This is a genomic window from Nocardioides pakistanensis (assembly GCF_054781215.1).
Genome location: NZ_BAAGUV010000013.1, coordinates 1 through 22,600, shown reverse-complemented (window position 1 = coordinate 22,600; position 22,600 = coordinate 1). Strand labels below are relative to the sequence as shown.

General features: G+C 72.4%; 15 protein-coding genes. 5 read left to right on the top strand and 10 right to left on the bottom strand.

Annotated features, from left to right (window positions below; genetic code table 11):
- Positions 1–5 precede the first annotated feature (5 nt).
- From ACYVIH_RS06295 to ACYVIH_RS06275, 5 genes are all read right to left on the bottom strand, one after another.
- Positions 6–323 (bottom strand): hypothetical protein, encoded by a 318-nt coding sequence (locus tag ACYVIH_RS06295; RefSeq protein WP_460867254.1) that lies wholly within the window; start codon positions 321–323, stop codon positions 6–8.
- On the bottom strand, positions 323–1,324 hold the full coding sequence (locus tag ACYVIH_RS06290; RefSeq protein WP_460867251.1) for an MFS transporter: 1,002 nt from the start codon (positions 1,322–1,324) through the stop codon (positions 323–325). The genes ACYVIH_RS06295 and ACYVIH_RS06290 overlap by 1 nt, the downstream gene beginning before the upstream one ends.
- Complete coding sequence (locus ACYVIH_RS06285) at positions 1,321–1,914, bottom strand: ArsR/SmtB family transcription factor (protein ID WP_460867249.1); 594 nt, start codon at positions 1,912–1,914, stop codon at positions 1,321–1,323. The genes ACYVIH_RS06290 and ACYVIH_RS06285 overlap by 4 nt, the downstream gene beginning before the upstream one ends.
- A 51-nt stretch (positions 1,915–1,965) precedes the next feature.
- Positions 1,966–5,298: a DEAD/DEAH box helicase gene (locus tag ACYVIH_RS06280; protein ID WP_460867246.1), complete on the bottom strand. Its 3,333-nt coding sequence runs from the start codon at positions 5,296–5,298 to the stop codon at positions 1,966–1,968.
- A 70-nt stretch (positions 5,299–5,368) separates the two neighbouring features.
- A complete protein-coding gene (locus ACYVIH_RS06275; protein WP_460867244.1) occupies positions 5,369–6,070 on the bottom strand; it encodes a PQ-loop domain-containing transporter in 702 nt (233 codons plus the stop codon).
- Between the two features lie 238 nt (positions 6,071–6,308).
- On the opposite strand from ACYVIH_RS06275, the gene ACYVIH_RS06270 reads away from it, so the two are divergent.
- The gene (locus ACYVIH_RS06270) at positions 6,309–9,671 is read left to right on the top strand and encodes a phosphodiester glycosidase family protein (RefSeq protein ID WP_460867241.1); all 3,363 of its coding nucleotides are present in this window, start codon (positions 6,309–6,311) and stop codon (positions 9,669–9,671) included.
- Positions 9,672–9,673: 2 nt separating this feature from the next.
- Positions 9,674–10,585, top strand: coding sequence for a ribonuclease Z (locus ACYVIH_RS06265; RefSeq protein WP_460867239.1), 912 nt, complete (start codon positions 9,674–9,676; stop codon positions 10,583–10,585).
- Between the two features lie 93 nt (positions 10,586–10,678).
- Here the strand turns inward: ACYVIH_RS06265 and ACYVIH_RS06260 are convergent, their stop codons facing one another.
- The 4 genes from ACYVIH_RS06260 to ACYVIH_RS06245 all read right to left on the bottom strand — a co-directional run bounded on the left by ACYVIH_RS06260 (position 10,679) and on the right by ACYVIH_RS06245 (position 15,530).
- Complete coding sequence (locus tag ACYVIH_RS06260) at positions 10,679–12,898, bottom strand: ScyD/ScyE family protein (protein WP_460867237.1); 2,220 nt, start codon at positions 12,896–12,898, stop codon at positions 10,679–10,681.
- 327 nt (positions 12,899–13,225) lie between these two features.
- Positions 13,226–13,459: a lipoyl domain-containing protein gene (locus tag ACYVIH_RS06255; protein WP_460867235.1), complete on the bottom strand. Its 234-nt coding sequence runs from the start codon at positions 13,457–13,459 to the stop codon at positions 13,226–13,228.
- A complete protein-coding gene (locus ACYVIH_RS06250; protein ID WP_460867233.1) occupies positions 13,456–14,487 on the bottom strand; it encodes an alpha-ketoacid dehydrogenase subunit beta in 1,032 nt (343 codons plus the stop codon). Before ACYVIH_RS06250 ends, ACYVIH_RS06255 begins: the two co-directional genes overlap by 4 nt.
- Positions 14,488–14,498: 11 nt before the next feature.
- Positions 14,499–15,530 (bottom strand): thiamine pyrophosphate-dependent dehydrogenase E1 component subunit alpha, encoded by a 1,032-nt coding sequence (locus tag ACYVIH_RS06245; protein WP_460867232.1) that lies wholly within the window; start codon positions 15,528–15,530, stop codon positions 14,499–14,501.
- A 300-nt stretch (positions 15,531–15,830) separates the two neighbouring features.
- Between ACYVIH_RS06245 and ACYVIH_RS06240 the strand changes: the two genes are divergently transcribed.
- The 3 genes from ACYVIH_RS06240 (at position 15,831) to ACYVIH_RS06230 (ending at position 20,763) form a co-directional block, all read left to right on the top strand.
- Positions 15,831–17,171, top strand: coding sequence for an acetamidase/formamidase family protein (locus ACYVIH_RS06240; RefSeq protein WP_460867230.1), 1,341 nt, complete (start codon positions 15,831–15,833; stop codon positions 17,169–17,171).
- 57 nt (positions 17,172–17,228) lie between these two features.
- Positions 17,229–18,218, top strand: a complete 990-nt coding sequence (locus ACYVIH_RS06235; protein WP_460867228.1) for an SEC-C domain-containing protein — start codon at positions 17,229–17,231, stop codon at positions 18,216–18,218.
- Between the two features lie 118 nt (positions 18,219–18,336).
- Positions 18,337–20,763, top strand: coding sequence for an HAD-IC family P-type ATPase (locus ACYVIH_RS06230; protein WP_460867225.1), 2,427 nt, complete (start codon positions 18,337–18,339; stop codon positions 20,761–20,763).
- Positions 20,764–20,769: 6 nt separating this feature from the next.
- Here ACYVIH_RS06230 and ACYVIH_RS06225 read toward each other — a convergent pair whose 3' ends face one another.
- Entirely contained in the window at positions 20,770–21,753 is a 984-nt protein-coding gene (locus ACYVIH_RS06225) for a DUF2804 domain-containing protein (protein ID WP_460867223.1), read from the bottom strand.
- Between the last annotated feature and the right edge of the window lie 847 nt (positions 21,754–22,600).

Below are 22,600 nucleotides of genomic sequence, written 5' to 3'. Positions count from 1 at the left end.
CCTCATCATGCCCCAGGCCCGGCGGGGGTCACAGGTCCCGCCGGCGCCACGGGCTGAGCCGGCGCCACGGGCTGAGCCGGCGCCACGGGCTGAGCCGGCGCCACGGGTACGGCGGGCACCTCGGCCACCGTCACCGGCGCCGCGACGTCGAGCCGACCCCGCAGCACCACCACGAGATAGACGACGGCCAGTGCCGTGCCGGCGCTCATCAGCGTGAAGATCAGCCGGTAGTCCAGGATGCTGACCAGCAGCGCACCGACCGCGATCGACAGCGCCTGCGGCGTGGTGATCAGCACCTCGGTCGCTGCCGAGACGCGGCCCATCAGCCGACCGGGGTCTGCCGCTGCAGGAGGGTGTTGTAGGCGACGATCATCAGCGGGATGCCCGCGCCCAGCACGGCGACCGCGATCAGGAGGTGCCAGACCGCGACGGCGGCCGCGACCCCCGCGACGCCGGTGCTCAGCAGCGCCAACCCGACGATGATCGACCGGGGCTCGCCGATCCGGCGGATCACCCGGCTCGACAGCAGTCCGCTGACGATCGCGCCCACGCCCTGGACGGTGAGCACCGGTCCGACGAACTCGACCGGCCGGTCGAAGGCGTCGACGACGGCGTAGATCGCCGACTCGGCGAACCCGAGCACCAGTAGGCACATGCCCAGGCTCAGCGTGCTGTGCAGCAGCAGCGGGGAGCGACGTACGTGGCTCACGCCCGCACCGACCTCGGCCCGCCAGTGCATCGGCTCGTGCGGCTCACGGTGCTCGACCACCCGCAGGCTGACCACGGCCAGCGCGGCGACGACGAACGTGACGGCGTCCACCACCGCGACCCACTGGCCGCCGGCGACCGCGAACAGCGCCGCCCCGCTGAGCGGCCCGACCAGCCGCAGCGCCTCGCGGGTCACCGACAGCGACGCGTTGGCGTCGACCAGCACGTCCTCGGCCACCAGGTCCTTGAGCAGGCCGTTGAGCGCCGCCGGCGTCACCACGAAGGAGACGCCGTAGAGGAAGGCGACCACGTAGATGATCCACACGTCGCCGGCGTCGCGGACCAGGAGCAGCGGCAGCATCGCCAGTGCCGAGGCGAGGTTCACCCAGACCAGGAACGCCCGCCGCGGCACCCGGTCGACGATGTAGCCGAACAGCGGCGCGAGCAGCGCGGGGATGGTCAGCCAGAGGAAGGTCAGGCCCGCGGCGCCGTTGGAGTCGGTGAGCTTCTTGACCCACATGCTGAGCACGATCAGCATCAGCGAGTCGCCGAACATGCTCGCGGTCAGCCCGAGATAGAGCCGCTTGAAGCCGGTGGTGGCGAACGCAGCCCTCATCGCACGTCGCTCCCATCGGTGCTGCCCGCCTCCGGCCGCAGCGCCAGCCAGCCGACCAGCGAGACCAGCCGCGCACCCTCGGGCCGCTTCTCGGGGTCGTCGAGCCGGTCGACGTGGCGCATCATCAGCTCGCCGAGCTCCGCGGAGAGCTGCTTGGCCTCGTCGGCGGTCAGCCACGACACGGACTGGACCACGGTGCCGCTGCGCCGCCAGGCCGGCGACTCGTCGGGCAGGCTCCGCTGCGCGGCAGACAGCAACCGGAGCTCGCGCCCCAGCAGCGTCTCGGTGAGGGCCTGGCCGGCGGTCCGGATCTCCGGGGCGGCGTCGGCCTCGTCCCAGGTCAGCCCCTCGCGTGCGGCCTGCCAGGGCCGGCTCCGCCCGGGCCCCTGCTCGGCCTCGGTGACGAACCCGTGCTCGGCGAGCTTGCGCAGGTGCCAGGAGCAGTTGGACGGCGAGCTGCCCAGCCGGGCGGCGAGCTCGGTGGCGGTCTGGGCACCGTGCACGCGCAGGGACTCGACCAGCTCCATCCGCAACGGATGGGCCAGCGCCTTGAGCGTCTCGGGATCGGTCAGCCGACGACGGGGAACCATGCGTCGAAAGTATTCTTTCGAAAGAATCCTTTCAATAGTCCTTTCGGGCGGTCAGCCGGCGAACAGCGCCCGCACGTCCTCGGCGCCGATCGCGGTCCCCATCGCACCGTCGCCGTCGAGCACCCGGGCGAACAGCGCCGCCTTGCGGGCCTTGAGCTCCATCACCTTCTCCTCGATGGTGCCGGTGGACACGAGCCGGTAGACCATCACCGGCCGCTGCTGGCCGATCCGGTGCGCCCGGTCCACCGCCTGCGCCTCGACGGCGGGGTTCCACCACGGGTCGAGCACGAACACGTAGTCGGCCTCGGTCAGGGTGAGCCCCACTCCCCCGGCCTTGAGGCTGATCAAGAACACCCCTGCGCCGCCGGACCGGAACTCCTCGACCACCTCGCCGCGGCGTCGGGTGGCGCCGTCGAGGTAGGTCGACTCGATGCCCTCACGGTCGAGCCGGGTGCGAACCCGACGCAGGAACGAGGTGAACTGGCTGAACACCAGCGCCCGATGCCCCTCCGCGAGCACCTCCAGCAGGTGGTCGACGAGCAGGTCGAGCTTGGCCGAGCCGATCCCGTCGTACGCCTCGTCCACCAGCCCGGCGTCGAGACTGAGCTGACGCAGCCGGGTGAGTGACCGGAAGATCGCGATCCGGTGCTTGTCGAAGTCCTCGACGAGGCCGAGCACGGTCTGCCGCTCGCGCTGCAGGTGGGTCTCGTAGACCTTGCGGTGCCGCGGGGTGAGCCGCACCTCGAGGATCTGCTCCTGCTTCGGCGGCAGGTCGGAGGCGACCAGCTCCTTGGTGCGCCGGAGCAGGAACGGCCGGATCCGGCGCCGGAACCGGGCGAGCACGTCGGTGTCACCGAGCCGCTCGACGGGGTTCGCAACGTGCTCGACGAAACGCTGCGGGTAGGGGTAGAGGCCGGGCGCCACGATCGACAGCAGCGACCACAGCTCCATGAGCCGGTTCTCCAGCGGGGTGCCGGTCAGCGCGAGGCGGAAGGGCACGTCGAGCCGCCGCACCGCCTGGTAGGTCTTCCCGTTGTGGTTCTTGACCGTCTGCGCCTCGTCGAGCACCAGGCCGCCCCAGGGCAAGGCGGCGTAGGAGTCCACCTCCAACCGGTAGAGGGTGTAGGAGGTGACCACGATGTCGGCGTCCTCGAACAGCGAGGCGATCGAGGTGCCGCGCCGGGAGTGGGACTCGGTCACCCCGCGGGCGACCAGGCCGGGGGTGAACGTGGCGGCCTCGTGGACCCAGGTCGAGACCACGCTGGTGGGAGCGACGACCAGGAACGGCCCGGCGCCCTGCTCGCGGGCGTGCGCGATCAGGGCGAGGGTCTGCAGCGTCTTCCCCAGACCCATGTCGTCGGCGAGGATCCCGCCGAGACCCGACTGCCAGAGGAACGCCAGCCAGCGGAACCCGTCGCGCTGGTAGTGCCGCAGCTCGGCCTTCACCCCGGTCGGCTCGACGTCGGGCAGCGACTCCAGACCGCGCAGCGCCTGGGCGGCCCGCACCCACTGCTCGGCCTGGGCGTCGACGATGCCGACCTCGGCGAGCTCGTCCCACAGGCCCAGGTCGTGGTGGTTGACCCGCACACCGCCGTCGGGCTGCTCGTGCAGCTGGCCCGCGGCGTCGACCAGCTCGGCGAGCTGCCGGAACTCCGGCCGGTCGAGGCTGATGTGGACGCCGTTCTTCATGATGATCCGCGGCAGGCCGCGGGTGAGCGCCTCGAGCAGCTTCGCGAGCGCGATGAACTGGCCGTCGACGCTGATCACGACCTCGAGGTCGAGCCAGTCGGTGCGCGGCTCCGCGCCGGCCTCGCTCTCCTCCACGGCGGCGAACCGGATCACCGGCGCGCCCTGGGCCTCGCGGTAGTCGGGACGGGTGCCGAGCTCCTCGAGCTCGACGAGGTCGTGCTGCTCGAGGCCGGGGAGCACGTCCTCGGCGAAGCCGATCGCGGCGACGTCGTGGAAGACCAGCTCGGGCACCAGCCCGGCGTCACGCCGCTGGGAGCCGCAGAGCCGGTAGACCTGGGCGTCGTCGAGCGAGCCCAGCAGCGCAGCGAGCAGCTCGTCCTCACGATCCGGCCGCCGGACCCCGCGCAGGCCCAGGGTGTCGTCGATCCGGTAGACCCGGTCGTCCTCGCCCACGCGGTAGCGCCAGGTCCACCGCAGGTGCACCTCGCCGACGTCCTTCCAGTCCACGGTCGCCACCAGCCGCGGCTCGACCGGCTCAGGGACGGCGACCGAGCCGTCGCTGGAGACCACCGGCACGTGACGCTGCAGGCGCGGGAGGTACTCCGCCACGAGGTCGGCACGGTCCTCGGCGGGGACCACGAGCTCCTCGCTCATGCTCAGCAGGCGTCGCACCTCCGGACCTGCCGGCCGCGACAGCGGCGCGAGGACGAGGTCCCACTCGCGGCCGCCGTCGGCCTCGCGCCACAGGGCGACGCCGTGACCGCTCTCCCCCAGCACGTCCACCTCCCCGGCGGAGAACCACTCCTCGTCGAGGTGCACCCCGAGCCGCAGGTAGGCGTCGCTGCGCGGGGCAGCGTTGACGTCGACCTCGATCCGCACCGGCGCGGGGTGGACCGTGACGCGCTGCAGCCCGGCCCCGGGCACCAGCTCCAGGCCCACCTCGGCACACCGGCCGAGCAGGCCCCACAGCGACGGCCCGAACGACGCGAGCGTCAGGTGGGTGTCGCCGCCGCCGAAGTACAGGTTGCGCTGGGCGGCCCGGTAGGCGGCGAGCATCTCCGCGAGCACGGCGGCCTGCTCGGGCGGGTGCCCGCGCCGGGGTGAGCCGGCTGCCTGGACGTCGTGCCAGGAGACCCCGGACCGGACCCAGTTGTCGCGGGCGCCGCGCTGAAGCGGGCGGATCCGCAACGCCCCGCGGGCCGGCCCGCTCGACGCCGCCCAGCCGCGGAACGAGGACGGGGCCGTGCGCCGGCTCAGCTCGACCTGCAGCGCCAGCGGCCTCAGCGCAGCGGTGTCGGGCGGGACGGCCTCGAGCTCGTCGAGCACCGAGGCCAGCTGGCGCTCCCACCGTCGCCGCCCGCCGGCACCCCCGGTCTCCTGCTCCGAAACCTGCTCGGCCCGGACGGCCAGCAGGAGGGCCACGGAGTGCTTGCAGCCCTCACCGACCGGGCAGCTGCACCGGCCGTAGGTCCACACGCCGGAACCGGACTGCCCGACGCTGACCACGCAGCTGTAGATCTCACCGGCCGACCCCTCGACGCTGCCCCGGATGTCGAGGTCGCCGTCGCTGTCGAGCGCGTGGCTGCAGGCAAGGACCTTGCCGCGCCGGACGTAGTCGGCTGCCCGGTCGTGGGTTGCCGAACCGAACCGCAGCCGCAGCGCGGTGTCGTCGAGCAGGAGCGGCAGGTCGAGCATGAGACGAGCCTAGGCCCGGGCTCCGACAGGCTGCCGCCGCAGGACCCGGGCGGCGTCGAGCGCCCCCCGGTCAGGCGGCGAGCTCGACCTCGGCACGCCGCTGGGGCAGCCGCGCCGCGATCGGGGTGGCCACCCGGGCGACCGGGTCGCCCAGGCGGCCACCGGCCAGTGACGCGAGGGTGCGTCGCAGTGGCAGCCGGAAGACCAGCACCACGCTCTGCATGGCGAGCAGGATCGCCGAGCAGAGGGCGAGGGCGAGGTCACCGGCGAGAGTCCCGTAGAGCAGCCACAGGGCGGTGCCCCACCAGGCCAGCAGCACCGACCACGGGCACAGGCCCCACAGCGGTGCCCGGCTCAGCGCGAGCCGGGCCTGTGGGAGCATCCGCATCGAGCTGGCCGCCGTACCGACCATCGCGAGGGTGAACGAGTTCGCCACGTCGACCACCCAGATCGAGGCCAGGGCGCTGGCGAAGACCACGCCGACCGGCACCCAGGCCCGGCGCGGCACCCCGGCGCGCATGACCACCGCGGCGAGCGCGACGAGCAGCACCAGGGCCAGCGAGTTGTTCACGATCTGGATCGCGTCCGCGACCGCGAAGGCGTAGACCGCCCACAGCGTGAAGGTGGCCAGGCTGAGCAGGATCGAGCTCCAGGAGATGCCGACCGCGGACCGGGTCCGGGCTGCGCGCAGGACCTGCGGGACGGTGGCGTAGAGGGACAGGACCGATGCGGCAGAGCCGACCAGCACGACGACAGACACGGGCGTACGCATTCGAACGAGGGTGGACGGGGCGGGGCGTCGGTCCGCCGTCCGTTGCTTGTCTGCCGTGACACGTGATCGATCGCAGGACCAAGTCTAGGAACGGGTACGTCGCGCACGCCGGCGTTTGGCAAAACGGGCGAAAGGGACGTGCGTCACACCGTCCGACCGAGGCGATGCGGGTCGAAAATCCGGCCGGATCGGGCGAATCGAAGGTAAAGAAGCAAAGTAAAAACCTAGGATCGGGGGCATGCTTCGCCCACGCACCGCGCTCGCCCCTTTCCTCAGCACCGTCGCCGCCGCCCTGTCGCTCACCCTGGCCGTCCCGGCCGTCGCGGCAGAGGAGCCGGCGCCGGTCCCGCCGGAGTCGGCGCCGTCGGGCTCGACGACACCCGAGCACACCTCCGACAGCTCGGAGACCGGGGTCGCGCCACGGGCCACGAGTGACAGCCGGGCGTTCTTCGACATCAACCAGCGCACGCTGCCGGTCGCGCCGGGGCTGGAGCACACCCGGTTCGACCGCTACGACGAGCGCGGCTGGATCCGCGTCAACGTGCTGAGCGCCGAGCTGTCCACGCCGGGTCTGCGGCTGGACTACCTCTCCCCCGGCAGGGTCACCGCACGCGCACCGTTGAGCACCGCGCTCCAGCGCCGGCGCGGGGTGGCCGGCGTCAACGGCGACTTCTTCGACATCAAGGACACCGGGGCGCCGATGGGCGTCGGCGTCGACCGGGGCCGGGGGGTCCTGCACGGCTCGAGCTCGACCGAGAACAAGGCCTTCCTGCTCGACCGCGACAACGTCGCCCAGATCGCCAAGACCTACCTGCAGGCCAGGATCGTCCGCCCCGGCAAGCCCGACGTCGCAGTGACCAACCTCAACGCGCCGGTACTCCAGTCCAACGGGATCGGCATCTACACCACGGCGTGGGGCGCCACCTCCCGGGCGCGAGTGCTCCCCGGCCCCGCCGCACGGCGCGAGGTCGTGGTCCGCGCCGGCCGCGTGCGCGCCAACCGGCGGGCGATCAGCTCCGGCCCCATCAAGCCGGGCGTGATGCACCTCGTGGGCACCGGCCGCGGCGCGAAGAAGCTGGCCAACCTGCTGCCCCGCGGCACCCGGGTGTCGGTCGAGTACGGCCTGAACCGGGCGGCCACCCGGGTCGCGGTGGGCGGCAACGTGATCCTGCTCCGCAACGGGCGCGTGCTCGCGCCCGGCGACGACGAGATGCACCCGCGCACGGCGATCGGCATCGACCGGGACCTGAACCGCGTCATCGTGCTGACCGCCGACGGGAGGTCGAGCCTGAGCCGCGGCCTGACCATGAACGAGACCGCTCGGCTGCTCCAGGACCTCGGCGCCGAGGACGGGCTCAACCTCGACGGCGGCGGGTCCTCGACGATGCTCGCCCGCGAGTCCGGCGAGCCGGTGACGGTCGTGAACTCCCCCTCCGACGGGCGGCAGCGTGCGGTTCCCAACGGGCTCGGGTTCTCCTTCACCGCCGGCTCCGGCAAGCTGCGCGGGATCCGGGTCGAGCCCGCTCAGGACTCCCGCGACTCGCACCGCGTGCTCCGCGGGCTGACCCGGGTGCTCGCCGCCCGCGGCCACGACGAGAGCTACGCCCCGGTCGCGGCCCGACCGACCTGGCAGGGCTCGCCCGCGGTCGCCGCACAGCAGGGACCCGGTGCACGCACGGTCGTCCGCGGCCGGCGCACGGGGACCGGCACGGTCACCGCGTCCGCCGGAGGGGCCTCGGGACAGTTCGAGGTGCGTGTCCTCGGCCCGGTCCACCGGCTCGAGGCGAGCGTCCCGTCGCTCGCGCTGGCGGGCAAGGGCAGGAGCGCCGGCTTCGAGGTCCGCGGCTACGACGCGCACGGCTTCGACACCTGGGTGGAGCCCCGCGACATCCGACTGGTCTACGACCGCGACAAGCTCGCCGTCCGCCGTACCGCCCGTGGCCTCGTGGTCCGGGCCAAGGTCGCCTCCACGTCCGAGGTGGTCAAGCTCGTGGCCGGCGGCAAGGCGACCTTCGTGGGCGTCACCGTCGGCCTGGCCCGCAACCTGACGCACCGGATGGACTCCCTCGCCGGGTGGCAGGCCTCGGCCTACCCGGCGCGTGCTGACGCACGGCTGCGGAGGGTGCCCAACCGCGCCGGGCGCGCCGGCCGGGCGATCGCCCTGCAGTACGCCCTCCTCGGCAACCGGACCGCCCGCGCGGCGTACCTCACCGCGAGGCCCGCCGTGGACCTGCCCGACCGCGCCCGCCGAATCGGCCTGTGGGTGCGCGGCGACCGCAAGGGTGCGTGGCTTCGCGCCCTGGTCCGGGACCGGACCGGGTCGCGCGCGACGGTCACCCTCAGCCGGCGCGTGAGCTGGCGTGGCTGGCGGTTCGTCTCCGCGACCCTGCCCGCGGAGCTGGCGCAGCCCCTGGACCTTGTCCGGGTGTACGCGGTCGAGACAAACCGGAAGCGGCGCTACCGCGGTGTCCTCGCCTTCGACGACCTCACCGTCTTCACCGAGCGGACCGCACCCGTGCCCCGGACCGCGCCGGTTCGCGATCCGCTGGTGGCAGACCTCGAGCCGCTGCCCGCCGACGGCCTGCGGGTCGCGGTGCTCAGCGACGCCCGGATCTCCGGTGCTCGGCCCCGCAGCGCGGCCGTGGCCCGGACCCGGCGGGTGATGCGCGAGGCGGTGGCCGCGGGCGCGGACCTGGTCCTGCTCAACGGCGACCTGGTCGCCCGCGGGGACCGGGCCGGTATCGCGCTGGCACGGCGGGTCATCGACCAGGAGCTCGAGGGGAAGGTCGCCTGGCACTACGCGCCGGGCGAGCACGAGATCGGCCCGTCGGGTGACCTCGCCGTCTACCGCGGTGAGTTCGGCAACCCGGTCCGCGTGCTCGACCGGGCCGGCACCCGGTTCGTGCTGCTCAACTCCGCACAGAGCAGCTTCCGGTTCAGCGGGTTCGCCCAGCTGGTCCGGCTCCGCTCGGCCCTCGACGCGGCGGCCGCCGACCGGTCGGTGTCCTCGGTCGTCGTCGTCGCGCACCACCCCACGAGCGATCCCACCGGCGGGTCGGCCGAGCTCACCGATGCCCGTGAGGGCGACCTGGTCGAGCAGCTCCTCTCCGGTTTCCGGGCCACCAGCGGCAAGCACGTCGCGTACGTGGGTGGGCACGGTCGCCGCTTCACGGTGACCCGCGACGACGGCGTGCCGCAGGTCCTCGCAGGCGCGGTGAACAACCCGCTCCGGGCCGGCCTCGGCGCGTTCTCCGGCTGGGCTCTGCTCCGGGTCGGCGACGACGGAGTCGGGGTCGAGCTGCGTCCGCTGGTGGACCGGCTCGCCGTCACCGCGCCCTCCACGCTCGCGGCGGGACGGACGGCGAGCGCTGCCGCCTGGGTGACCCAGGCCGGACGGCGGGTCCAGGTCTCCTACCCGATGAGCGTCCGCTGGCTGACGGGGCAGGGCGTGCACGTCGGCGCCCCGGCCGACGCACCGGCCTCGGCGGTCGTCGCCTACGACCCGGTCACCGGCCGTCTGACGGCGCTCAAGCAAGGTACGGCGACGCTCACCGTGCAGGTCAACGGGGTCACCGCGAGCCGATCGGTCACGGTGCGCTGAACGTGCCGGCCCGCGAGCTCGTCATCCTCGGCACGGCCTCGCAGGTGCCGACCCGGCGCCGGGCCCACCATGGCTCGTTCCTGCGCTGGGACCAGGAGGGCGTCCTGTTCGACCCCGGTGAGGGCACCCAGCGGCAGCTGACCCTCGCGGGCGTCTCGGCGAGCTCGATCACCCGGATCTGCATCACCCACCTTCACGGCGACCACTGCCTGGGACTGCCGGGCGTGCTCCAGCGGATGACGTTGGACCGGGTCCAGCACCCCGTGGACCTGTACTTCCCCGCCTCCGGCCAGGAGTACGTCGACCGACTGCGCCGCGCGAGCGCCGGACACGCCAGTGTGCAGGTGCGCGAGCACCCCGTTGCCGGCGACGGGGTCGTCGACATCTGGCCCGGTCTCCGGCTCGAGGCCAGAGCGCTCGACCATCGCGTCGAGACCTACGGCTGGCGGCTCCAGGAGCCCGACGGCCGGAGGATGCTGCCCCAGCGGCTCGGCGAGGTCGGTGTGGCCGGAGCAGACGTCGGCCGGCTCCAGCGGGAGGGCCGGCTCGAGGTGGAGGGCCGCGTCGTCACCCTCGAGGAGGTCAGCGAGCCACGCCGCGGTCAGTCGTTCGCGTTCGTGATGGACACCCGCGACTGCGACGCGGCGGTCGAGCTCGCGCGCGGGGTGGACCTCCTGGTCACGGAGTCGACGTACCTGACCGGCGAGGCGCACCTCGCCGAGGAGTACGCCCACCTCACCGCCGCCCAGGCAGCACGGATCGCCGCCACCGCCGGTGCACGACGGCTGGTGCTGACCCACTTCTCCGGCCGCCACGACGACGAGGCGGTGTTCGCCGAGGAGGCGCGAGCGGTGTTCACCGACGTGCACGCGGCGCGCGACCTCGACCGGTACGCGGTGCCTGCGCGGCGCTGAGGCCGGCCCGCACCGCTCCGGCCGCCCTCCTCGCGGGGCCGCCGGGAACGCCGGACGGCCGGCCCGAACCGGGCCGGCCGTCGGCATCACTTCTCAGTCGTCGAGTCGCATCAGCTCACCGTCTGGGCTGAACAACGGACCCACCAGGTAGATCACGCCGTCGTCGCTCACGTCCACCCCACCAGGGGTCGGCAGCTCGACGAGCTCGGTGATCGTCACCCGGAACCGGTTCCGGTCACGGTGCCAGCGGCCCCGGTCGCGGTCCCAGTGACCCCAGGCGTTGTCGAACCGGTCACCGTAGCCGTCACGGTAGTCGTCACGGCTGCCGTGCCTGCTCACCCGTGCGCTGACCCGCTCGGCGAGCTCGTCGACGTCGTCCTGCCCGAAGCCGCCGCGGGAGCGGTCCCAGTCGCCCCACCTGTGGCCCCAGCGCTCGCCGAGGTCGTCCCAACCGCGGCCGCCGTGGTAGCCGTGCTCGTAGTAGTGGGAGTGCTCGTAGTAGTGCCCGTGCCAGCCGTGGTGGGGTCCACGGTCGTCGTCGCAGTCACGGTCGCGGTCGCGTCCGCGCCGGTTGAGCACCAGGGTGTCCTCGCCGTCCTCGGTGGTCAGCGCCACGACCTCGTCGTCGCCGCGACCCGGGCGGTGGCCGTCCCATCGGTCGTCGTCGCAGTCGTCCCGGTCACCGTGCCAGCCACCGTGCCAGCCGCCGGGCCAGCCGCCGGGCCGGTCCTGCCAGTCGGGGCCGTCGTCGCAGTCGTCGTGCCGGTCCCGGCCGCCGCGACCGCCACGGCTCAGAGCCGTCGCCTGGTCGCCCTCGGTCAGCGTGTCGATCTCGTCGTCGCCGCCACGACCCGGGCGGTGGCCGCCCCAGCCGTCGTCGTCGCAGTCGTCCCAGCCACCGTTGCCCGGACCGGGGTGCCCGTGGTCGTCATCGTCGTCACAGTCGTCGTGCCGGTCACGTCCACCGCGGCTCAGAGCCGTCACCTGGTCGTCCTCGGTGGCTGCGGTGACCTCGTTGTCGCCGCCGCGGAACGGACCCTGGTAGCCGTCGTCGTCACAGTCGTCACGGTCGGGCCAGTCGTTGCCGGGCCAGCCGCCACCGCCGTGACCGGGCCAGTCGTTGCCCGGCGAGTCGTTGCCGGGCCAGCCGCCGGGCCGGTCCTGCCACTCGTAGTCGTCCCAGTCCCAGTCACGGTTCCAGTCGAAGCCGTCGTCGTCCCAGTCATCGTCGTGGTCCCAGTGCCCGCGAGAGCCGTTGCGGCGGATCTCGAAGAGCGCGCCCGGCGCCGGCGTCGTGGCCGCCGCGGACTCGCCACCCTCGAGCGCGGCCAGGCCGGCCTTGGAGAGGCTGAGCGCGAACAGGCTGCCCTCGTCGTCGGCCGACAGGTCGATGAGCGCGGTCAGTCCGTCGGCGTACCGCACACAGTCGCCGCGGGTGGGCTGCTGCGGGTCACACACGACGCCCTCGGAGTCGGGGTCGATCCGCCAGATCTGGGAAGTCCCCGGGGTGCCCGGTGCACCGCGGAGCTCGGCGACGTACCAGTAGCCGTCCGCCCCGACCGTCACCGCCGTCGGCACCGCCTCGGACAGCATGCCGCTGCCGCCAGGCGACGAGCTCGCCGACGGGCCGCTCGGAGCCGCGGACGTGCGGATCCAGCGCGGCTTGATCATCGCCACGGTCTCGATGTCACCCCGCTTGTCGACCCGCAGCAGGTCGTTGCCCGCGGCGTCGGCGACCAGCACCGAGCCGTCGTCCAGCGCCTCCACGCCGAAGGGGTTCGACTCGTGGGGGTCCCCCTCCCGGTTGTACGGGTCCTCGTTCCCGTCCTCGGCCTGGTACGCGGCGATGTCCGCCACCAGCTTCGGAGCCGACCAGCCGGGGCGCCACTTGAACAAGCTCGCCGCGTCCTGGACGGGCTCCGCGGGAGTCGCGCCGCTGGCCGACATCTCCTGGGCTTCCATGCCGCCGCCGGCGCCGGTGAGGATGTAGACCATCCCGCGCGGCCCGACGTCGATCGACGGCGCAATGCCACCGGCGCCCACGCCGTTGAGCGGGATCACCCGAGGTGCCCTGTGGCGCCTCTCGACGACGAGGCTGAACGTTCCGTCGACCTCGGAGACCAGCGTCATGCCCTTGCCGACGCTGGCCACCCCCCGGGGCATGTTCAGCCCGTCGACGACGGTGCGCAGGCCGTCGTCGGGCTCCGGGTCGGGCTGGGGGTGCGCGTACGCCGGTGGGGCTGCCGTACCGAGGAACAGCGCCGCGCCGGCGGCAAGGACGAGGGCGTTCCTCGTCCGTGTGGGTCTGGCCATCAGGACCTCCTCCTGGAAGCTGAAGTGGTGCGCGGATCACGCGCGGTCCCACCTTCAGCACCTGGAGGTGACGCCTCAATCACCCCCCTGAGCGACGACAGAGCCGTCGATGACGGACATGCCGTGCACGCGCAGACACGCCCACCTGGCCACCGGTGCCCCGGTTGGCGCCATCTGCGCCACCGCACCCACGCGGGGGCATGCACGGGCAGGCATGCGAAGCGACCCCGACCTGTCTCCCCAATCTGGGTGAGAACGGTCGGGGTCGCCTCGGGCTCCCGGTCCCCCGACGTGGCTACCCGGAGGCTGCTCCTGGTAGCCCGACGGTCAGTCGATCCGGGCGATCGGTGTGCCCTGCCGGACCGCGGCCTCCTCCTCCACCAGCAGGTGCACGACACCTGCGGCCGGGGCGAGCACCTCCGCGGACACCTTGTCGACCTGGACCTCGGCGAGCAGCTGGTCGGCTGCCACGGCAGCGCCCTCACCGACGTACCACGTGGCGAGGACCCCTTCCGCGTCCGGGTTCTCCTTCGACAGCGGCGGGAAGACGACCTCGGTCATCGGTTCATGGCCGTCCGGATCGCCTGCTCGATGCGGTCGTGCCGGGGCAGCACCGCGTACTCCAGTGCGTGGGCGTACGGGATCGGTACGTCGGGCACCGCGATGCGCTGCGGAGGAACACGCAGCATCCCGGGGTCCTGGTCCGTGACCGTCGCGACCACCTCGCCGGAGACGCCGAAGGACTGGTAGTCCTCGTCGACGACGACCAGGCGGCCGGTCTTGGACACCGAGGACAGGATCGCCTCGCGGTCCAGCGGGACCAGGCTGCGTAGGTCGACCACCTCCACGTCGATCCCCTCGGGGGCCAGCTTCTCGGCGACGTCGAGCGCGTGGTGCACCGACAGCGACAGGGTCACGACGGTCACGTCGCTGCCCTCACGCACGGTGCGTGCCTTGCCGATCGGCACCGTGTAGTCGCCCTCGGGGACCTCGTCGATGCTGCGCGGGTTCTTCGCCATCCACGGCAGTCCCATGACGCCCTTGTGGAACATGTAGACCACGGGGCTGTCGTCCCGGATCGCCGAGGTCATCAGGCCCTTGGCGTCCGCGGGCGTGCTGGGCACGACCACCTTCATCCCGGGCAGGTGGGCCAGCGTCCCCCACAGGCACTGGGAGTGCTGGGCGCCGTCGGAGTACCCGCCGCCGGTCGCCATGGTCAGCACCATCGGGACCTTGACGTTGCCGCCGGACTCGAAGTGGATCTTGGCCATGTGGTTGTAGATCTGGTCCAGGCACACGCCCATGAAGTCGGCGAACATCACCTCGACGATGGGCCGCATACCCTCGACCGCGGCCCCGATGCCGAGGCCGACGAACGCGGTCTCCGAGATCGGGGTGTCGATGATCCGCTGCGGCCCGAACTTCTCGAGCAGGCCCGTGGTGGAGCTGAAGATGCCGCCGTAGGCGCCGACGTCCTCGCCCATGTAGAAGACCGACTCGTCACGCTCCATCTCCTGCGCGATGGCCTCCACCATCGCCTTGGAGGTGCTCAGCTTGCGGGTGGCCTGCGGCGCTTCTGTGATGGCCATCGTGGCCCCTCTCAGGCGAACACGTAGGAAGTGGCGGTGGACGGGTCCGGGATCGGGCTCTCCTTGGCGAAGGTGATCGCGTCCTCGACGGCGTTGACGCACAGCCGCTTGATCTCCTCGACCGTGTCGTCGTTCAGCAGCCCTGCCTCGCGGAGCTTCTGCTCGTACTGCGGGATCGGGTCGCGCGCCGGCACGTCGGCGAGCTCGGGCCGGTAGCCCTGGGCGTCACCCTCGAAGTGGCCCCACATCCGCAGTGTGTGCACCTCGATCAGCGACGGCCCCTCACCGGCGCGGGCCCGTGCCACCGCACGGGAGGCGGCGTCGTACACCGCCTCGACGTCGTTGTCCTCGACCCGCTCGCCCGGGATGCCGTACGCCGCGGCACGGTCCGCGTTCGAGGCGATCGACGTCGACAGGGTCCTGGGCACGGAGATGCCCCAGTCGTTGTCCTCGACCACGAACACGACGGGCAGCACCCACTTCGCGGCGAGGTTCAGCGACTCGTGGAACGCGCCCTGGTTCGCGGCGCCCTCACCGGTCACCGCGACCGCGATCCGGTCCGTGCCCTTGCGCTGGAAGGCGAACGCCTGCCCGAGCGCGGGCGGGTAGCCCTCGGCGATGATGCCGGAGCAGGAGAAGTGAGTCGCGGGGTCGAACAGGTGCATGTGCCCGCCTCTGCCACGGCCGAGGCCGGTCTCGCGACCGAAGATCTCTGCGGTCATCTTGCGCAGGTCCACCCCGTGCGCGACGGCGAGGTGGTGCGGCCGGTGGGTCGCGGTCAGCGCGTCGTCGGTGGTCAGGTGGGCGCACACGCCCGCCGCCACCGGCTCCTGGCCGGCCGACAGGTGCATCTCGCCGGGGACCAGGCCCTTGCCGATGTCGAACCCGGGGCCCTTGTCCGCGTGGTACTCGCGGAGGATGGCCTCCTCGTAGGTGCGGCTGAGCACCATGGTCTCGTAGAGCTTCAGCCGGACCTCGGGGTCCAGCTCGGGAACTCGACGGTCCTGCTGCGGGATCGCCGATGCTGCTGCTTCAGTCGTCATGCCGGCCTCCAATGGACGGGGATCGATCCTCTGGCGAACCTATTCACCACACCCGGAATCGGCCAGAGCCGTTCGTCCCATTGCCCCGTAGGCACCTCGCGCCAGTTCGTGGCGGTTTCTGCGCGGCGAACCGGGTCGGACACACCCGGAACACCACGAAAGCCACAGGGACGTTGGACCCTGCCGACCGGCCCCGGCCCGTCGTACGTTCGGGAGACCGGCACCGCTGCAGGTCCGGTGCCTCGACCTCGCCGGACCGGCTCGTGCCCGTCGCTCACTTCCGCGCGCGAGGAGGCCCCCATGACCGTCGAGCTCACCGCCGACATGGCACAGGACTTCGTCCTGGTCGACCGCTACACCGACATCGTCGGACCGAGCAACGAGATGCTGGGCCCGGTCAAGGACGGCGGGCGGATCGAGTACATCACCGTCCCCGGCTGCTGGGGTCCGATGATCACCCCCTCCCTGCGCAGCGGGCACGAGGTGTCGCTGCCGGTGCGGGTCGAGGGGGCGAAGGTCGGCGACGCGGTCGCGTTGTACGTCGAGACGCTCGAGCAGACCTCCCGCGCCACCACCTCGGGCACCCACATGGGGGTCGACGACCGGTTCATCAGCGACCCGTTCGTCGCGAAGATCTGCCCGACCTGCCGGGACGCCGGCCGGCACTTCCTCTACCCCGACACCTACCTCGACGGGATCGGCGAGTCGGCGGTGAAGTGCACGGCGTGCGACAGCGAGGTGATCTCCTTCCACATGGTCGAGGGCTACACGATGGTCTTCGACGAGGCCAAGGAGATCGGGGTGACCGTCTCCCCTGCTCGGGCGGAGGAGATGGCCCGCAACGCCCGGGAGTGGGTGGCGCTGACCGAGCACTCCACCCAGCACCCGATCGTCGCGCTCAACCGTGCCGATCTGGTCGGCACGATGACCCGCTGCCGGATCTCCGCGGGCAACCTGGGGTCGATCCCGGCGATCGACCTGCCCAGCTCGCACAACTGCGGGGACTTCGGCTCGTTCCTGGTCGGCGCCGAGCACGAGTTCGCGGTCACCGAGAAGCAGCTGGAGATGCGCACCGACGTGCACATGGACATCGACTCGGTGCGCCAGGGCAGCATCCTGGTCGTCCCGGTGAAGGTCGACGGTGCGGGGATCTATGCCGGGGACGTGCACGCGATGATCGGCGACGGCGAGATCGCCGTACACACCACCGACATCGGCGCCCGGCTGGTGGTGCGGGTGGACGTGCTCAAGGGGCTCGAGCTCGACGGGCCGATCCTGCTGCCGCCGGCCGAGGACCTGCCGTTCCTGGCCCGGCCGTTCACCGCCGAGGAGGTGGCGCGCGGGCGGTCACTGGCCGAGGCGAACGCCACCGAGCTCGAGGGCGCGGTCCTGCCGATCCAGGTGCTGGGGTCCGGACCGAACCTCAACGCCGCAGCGGAGAACGCCGTCCTGCGCGCCGCCCGCCTGCTCGCGATGACCTCCGACGAGGTCCGCAACCGCTCCACGATCTCCGGCGCCGTGGACATCGGCCGGCTCCCTGGCTTCGTGCAGCTCAGCCTCCTGGTGCCGCGCTCGAAGCTGGAACGGCTCGGGATCTTGCACCTGGTGGAGGCGCAGTACGGCGAGGCTGCGGGCTGGTGACCCACCCGACGCGGCGTCGGTGTCCCGGACGACGCTGAAGCCCCTAGCCTGGGCACCATGCAGCCGCTGTTCGAAGACATCCTCGACGAGGTGGAGGAGCTCGCCACGCGGGTGCCGACGGCCACGCTCGCCCAGCTGCTCGAGGACCGTGCGCACGCGTTGGAGGTCGGCGCCCCGGGCCGTGCCGCGTGGCTCGCGCACGCCGGCGAGCGGTGGGAGCTCCTCGACGACCTCGACCGCGCCCGCCGGTGCTACGAGGAGGCCGTCGCGGACGGCGGCGGGGCCTACCTCGACCCGCGCGCAGACCTGGCGAACGTGCTGTTCGACCTCGGGGAGACCGCCCGTGCCGAGGAGGTCGTCGACGAGCTGTGGCGCGAGACCAAGGCGGGCGGTGGCGACGACGTGCTGCACGAGCGGGTCGGCGAGGTCCTCGAGCTGCACGACCGGCTCGAGGCCGCCCTGCGCTGGTTCAACATCGCGCTCTCGCGCGTCGACCCCGACGATCCGGAGGCACCCGACCTGGGCTGCCTCAACGGGCACTGGCGGGTCCGCCGTGCGTTGGGCCTACCCCTCGACCGGTTCGACCTGCTCTCCGAGGAGCGCCGCCGGCAGTACTCCGAGGACTTCGCCGCGGAGCGCCGCGAGCTCGAGGACGCCGCGCGGATGGAGGCCGCACCGATCGCGGTCGTGTACTGGGCCGAGGCCGAGCTCGGCCTGTTGCTGCAGCGCTGGCCCGAGCTGGCCGACGCGTTCGGGGCGGACCACGCCGAACACCGGGCCCGGGTCGAGCACCGGCTCCGCGAGCTCGCCCATACTCACCCCGTGCTCGCCGTGGGCAACGGCACCGTCGAGGACTACCTCGGCTTCACCCGCGAGCACAAGGAGGACCCGCTCCAGCCGGCCGCACGCGGGATCTACGGCGCACACCTGGCCTTCCACGGCCGCACGACGCCGTGGCCGCCCGGGCGCAACGACCGCTGTTGGTGCGGGTCGGGAGTGAAGTACAAGAAGTGCTGCGGCGCCCCCGGCTTCGCCGCCCGCCCCTGAATCCCTGCCCCCTGCCCCCCGCGACCCGGCTCCCTGACCGGCCCGGGCGGCTGTCCGCGTCCGGGCGACGGGACGATCGGCTCTGGTCCCGGGTCACCTGGCCGGTGAGGCTGGAGACGTGACGGTGCTCCCGGCCCCTGCCCGCGGCGGTGAGCGGCGGGGGCTGACCGCCGCCGAGGTACGTCGGCGGGTCGAGGCCGGCCAGGTCAACCGCACCGCAGCGCGGCCCAGCCGCACGGTGGGGCAGATCCTGCGGGCCAACATCCTCACCCGGTTCAACGCGCTGCTCGGTGCTTTGTTCGTGGTGATCGTGGTCGTCGGCCCGATACAGGACGCGCTGTTCGGGGCGGTGATCGTGGCCAACAGCGCCGTCGGGATCGTGCAGGAGCTGCGGGCCAAGCGCACCCTGGACCGGCTCTCGGTGCTCAGCGCGCCGACCGCGACGGTGGTCCGCGACTGGCAGGAGCAGCAGGTCGCCGCCGAGGAGGTCGTGCTCGACGACGTGCTCGTGGTCGGTGCCGGGGACCAGCTGGTCGTCGACGGCGTGGTGCTCCACGACGACGGTCTCGAGGTCGACGAGTCGCTGTTGACCGGAGAGTCCGAGCCGGTGCCCAAGGATGCCGGCGACCCGGTGCTGTCGGGCAGCTTCGTCGCCGCGGGAACCGGCCGGCTCCGCGCGACCCGGGTGGGTGAGGCGGCGTACGCCGTCGTCCTCGCCGCCGAGGCACGGCGGTTCACCCTGGTCCACTCCGAGATCCGCGACTCCCTGAACCGGTTGCTGAAGGTGATCACCTGGGTGCTCGTGCCCACCGCTGTGCTGCTGTTCACCACCCAGCTGCTCATGGAGGCGGCCACGCTCGACGAGGCGATCCGCGGCTCGGTGGCCGGCGTGGTCGGGATGGTGCCCGAGGGGCTCGTCCTGCTGACCAGCCTGGCCTTCGCTCTCGGCGTGATCCGGCTCGGCTCCCGCGGCGTCCTGGTCCAGGAGCTCCCCGCCATCGAGGGCCTGGCCCGCGTCGACGTGGTCGGCATCGACAAGACCGGGACGCTGACCGAGGGCACGATGGCCGTCGGCGAGCTGCTCCCGCTCGACGGGGCCTCGACCACGGCTGCGGCCGAGGCACTCGGTGCGCTGGCGCACGCCGACGAGCGGCCCAACGCCAGCATGCGCGCCCTCGCCGAGGAGTACGACGCACCGGGCTGGTCGCCGACCAGCCGGATTGCCTTCTCCTCGGCCCGGAAGTGGAGCGGGATCTCCTTCGCCGGCCACGGCAGCTGGATCCTCGGCGCGCCCGAGATGCTGCTGGACGCGAACACCGACGCGAACACCGACGCGAGCGCGGCGGCGGACGCCCACACGGGCGCCGGCCGGGGGCCGCTCGCGCTGGCCTCGGGGCGGGCCGCGACCGGGCACCGCGTGCTCCTGCTGGCGCGCACCGACGCGGAGCTGGTGACCGAGGAGGTGCCGCGTCCGCTGGAGCCGGTGGCGCTGATCGTGCTCGCCGAGAGAGTGCGACCGGACGCGGCCGACACCTTGCGCTACTTCGCCGAGGAGGGGGTTGCCGTGAAGGTGATCTCCGGCGACAGCCACCACACCGTCGGGGCGGTCGCGGACTCTCTCGGGCTGCCCGGCGCCGACCGGCCCGTCGACGCGCGTGGTCTCCCCGAGGAGGCGGGGCTTCTCGGCCGGTCGATGGAGGGCGCCTCGGTGTTCGGCCGGGTCAGTCCGCACCAGAAGCGCGGCATGGTCCAGGCGCTGCAGCAGCGCGGCCACGTGGTCGCGATGACCGGCGACGGCGTCAACGACGTGCTCGCGCTGAAGGAGGCCGACATCGGCATCGCGATGGGCGGCGGCGCGCAGGCCTCTCGGGCGGTGGCCCAGCTGGTGCTGCTCAAGAGCCGGTTCGACGTCCTCCCCGACGTGGTCGCCGAGGGCCGCCGGATCATCGGCAACGTCGAGCGGGTGGCGAACCTGTTCCTCACCAAGACCGTCTACGTCAGCCTGCTCGCCCTGGCGGTAGGTGTCGCGCAGCTGCCGTTCCCGTTCTTCCCGCGCCACCTGACGATCATCAGCACGCTGACCATCGGCGTGCCCGCGTTCTTCCTCGCGCTGGCGCCGAACCGAAGGCGGGCACGCCCCGACTTCCTCAAGCGGGTGCTGCGGTTCGCCGTACCCGCCGGTGCTGTCGCGGCCGCAGCCACCTTTGCCGGGTACGCCGTCGTCGGGCTGGAGAGCGACCTCGGCCAGCCGGTGGCCCGTACGACGGCCACCGTCGTGCTGTTCGGCGTGGGCATGACCGTGCTCGCCCTGCTCGCCTACCCCTGGGACCGGTGGGAGCTGCTCCTGATCGGCACCCTGGTGGCAGCGTTCGCGCTCCTGCACCTGCTGCCGTGGACGCGGGAGTTCTTCGCCCTCAGCCCGCTCCCCCCGCTGGTCTGGGCGAGCGCCCTGGGGCTGGTCGCGCTCGCCGCCGCCGCGCTCGTGGCGGTGCGCAGGTTCGCGCGCCGCGGTGAGCCGGAGGAGGAGCCTGGTCCCGCGCAGTAGCCAGGTTCACCAGCGGTTGCGTGCCTCCTCGGCCCAGCCCACCAGACCGTCGAGGTCCACCCGCTCACCGTCGTCGGTGAGCGCCCAGCCGGTGAAGTGCCCGAAGCACTGGTGGGTTTCGCTGCCGATCACCCCGAGGTTGGTCCGAGCCGCTCGCTCGTGGAAGGGGTGGAGCTCCGCGTGCACCCGCTTGCCGGTGATGGTCCATGGCCGCAGCCAGTCCGAGCGGTCGTAGGTCCAGGCGAGCTCCTCGCCGATCTTGTGGATCCGGCCGTCCACCAGCAGGGCGTTCTCGGTCATCCCGGTGCCCTGGGTCCAGCGGCCGCCCAGCTGGATCCCGCGACCCGGCCCGCTGCCGGCGGCCCAGTTCCAGCGCATCGCGTAGGGCCACTTGCCGCGCCCGTGGTCGAGCACGGCGAACGACTCGCTCGCGTCCACCTCGTGAGCCGTCCCGTCGACGCGCAGGACGCCCGAGACCGGGCGGGCGACGTCCTTGACGGTGTACTGGAAACGCCGGCTGCTCCACGGCACGACGACACCGAGCGACTCGTGCCCGGCCGGGCGGTCCACGTGGAGGTCGACCTCGACCTCGCGCGCGGCCGCGCGGATCGACGTACCGGAGGCGGACTGGTCGATCCGGATGGTCAGGTCCTTCGCCCGGGCCTCGGCGACCCCGACGCCGCTGCGGTCGGGCAGGCCGGTGCCGCGGGCGAGCGGCACGACGGCGTCGCGGACCGTCTCCTGCCCGGTCGCTCGGTCCAGGACGTAGATGCCGTGCACTGCCGCGTAGTCCAGCGACGAGAGCACGATGCCCACGACGTGGCCGGGGGTGACCAGGCCCCAGTACTCCCAGCGCTTCCGGCGACCCCAGCCGCGCAGGTTCGCCCGGTGGACCGGATGGCGCGTCCACCCGACGGCGGCGGGGTTCAGCCGGCCGTCCGGCAGACACAGGTCGACGGCCTCGGTGATCTCGCGTTCGTGGGTCGCCATGGCGCCGACCGTATAGGCGCCGGTCCCCGAAGATCCAAAGAAGTCCTGCGAGGTGTCCCAGTACTCTGAGAGAGTCCTCGAGTGCGGGGGGACCAGATCAAGGACGCTCTCACCCTGGGACGGTGGCGGCGCAAGCGGACGATGATGCGCCTGTTGCGGGAGCTGGATCGGATCGACGCCCGAGAACTGCATCCGGCCCGACGCCGCAACACGGAGTGGCCACGCAGGCTCGGCATCGGTCTCGTCGCCCTGGCATTGACGACAACCATCCTTGGGATCAGCACTCACAAGCAGTTCGGGGTGAGGTTCGACCGCTCCGGAATCACCGTTGCCTCGCCTCTCGGAAAGCCACCGCCGGTCCCCGGGACAGGGGGATCCTTCGCGTTCGCCGCAACGCAGCCTGATGGCAGCGCGGTGGCCTACGACCCATGCAAACCCATCGAGTACGTGGTGAACGATGCTCTTGCGCCCCCCGGCTCCGAGGGGTTACTCCACAGCGCGATCAGTGAGATTTCAGCAGCCACCGGGCTCGTGTTCGAGTATGTGGGTGCCTCGACGGACGTACCGACTCAGGCAGACGGTGTGGGGGCTTCGGATAGGGATCCGGCCCTGCTCGCCTGGACCACACCCGCGGAGGTCTCACTGGGTGTGTCCCATTTCGGCCGAGAAGGAGCCGGCAGCGTTTACCGGACGAGTAGCCAAGATGAGAGCGGGTTGCAGTTGTCGAGGAGCCGGGTCAGCCACCTAGAAAGGTCGCCAGTTGGGGTCAGCCGGAACGACGGAGCAATAGTCAAGACCTGTGGATGGGCGTGTCACGCGACTTGTTGATCGCCTCCTGATTCCTGGC